General features: G+C 73.1%; 1 protein-coding gene. It reads right to left on the bottom strand.

Going from position 1 to position 1,014, the window contains the following annotated elements; genetic code table 11:
• Nucleotides 1-1,014, bottom strand: a 1,014-nt coding sequence (locus GRX66_RS19315) for a molybdenum cofactor synthesis domain-containing protein (RefSeq protein WP_233745728.1), incomplete at both ends; no start/stop codon positions are given.

Here is a 1,014-nt window from a genome sequence, read left to right as displayed (position 1 = left end):
GACGGCCAGCGGGTTGCCGGCGGGGACGACCAGCCCCCACTGGCGGGGTCCACGACTCGAGTTCCTCGCCTCGCCGCTGTCGTCCGTCGTGACGGCGACGTCCGGCACGCCGTCGCGGAGGCGGCGCGCGCCCTCCCGGCTCCCGAGCCCGAGGAACCGGGGATTCGGGAGTCGGTCGAGCACGCGGTCGAACCCGGGGTCGCGCTCGCCGACGACGAGCACGGACGGCGGGCGGACGTCATCCGAGAACAGTTCCACGGACACCTGCTCGCCCGCTTCGAGGTACTCGGTGTCGGCGTCCACGGTGACGATGCCGTCGGCCTCGACGAGACTCGTCGTCGCGCCCGATCCCTTGTCGACCGGGTAGACGAGCGTGCTGCCGTCCCCTGATTCGACGAGGCCCACCGGCATCAGCCGGGTGCGGCCCTGTCCGTAGCGCTCCCGGACCGCCATCTCGCCGGTGACAGTCGCGGACCGCGGGGCCGGCAGCCCCGCCGCGTCCCGAATCTTCGGCGCGACGAACGCCCGGAAGATGGTGAGCGCGGACACCGGATACCCCGGCAGTCCGATGTACGCGCTCGGCGACGCGTCCGCCGCGTCGGGTTCGTCGCCGCCGGCAGCACCCCGCATCTCGCCGACGAGCATCGGCTTCCCGGGTTTGACGCTGACGCCGTGCAACAGGAGTTCCCCGCGGTCCTCGACGACCTGGTAGACGACGTCGACGGCGCTGGCGGACGTCGACCCGGACGACAGGACGAGGTCGCAGTCGTCCGCGGCGTCCCGGAGGACGCGCTCCAGTTCGTCGTAGTCGTCGCCCGCGTGCGGATACATGACTGGCTCCCCGCCGGCGTCGCGGACGGCGGCGGCGACGGCGTAACTGTTCACGTCGTAGATCTGGCCGGCGCGGTGGCTGACCTCCCCGCCCGGGCGCACGAGTTCGTCGCCCGTCGACACGATGCCGACCCGCGGTTTCGCGCGCACCGGGACCGTCTCGACGCCGAGCGCGGCGAGCAG

It is taken from the genome of Halobacterium bonnevillei, from assembly GCF_009831555.1.
Taxonomy (GTDB): Archaea; Halobacteriota; Halobacteria; order Halobacteriales; family Halobacteriaceae; genus Halobacterium; species Halobacterium bonnevillei.
Note: the sequence above shows the minus strand (reverse complement) of the source record. Positions and strands in the feature narration are given on the sequence as shown.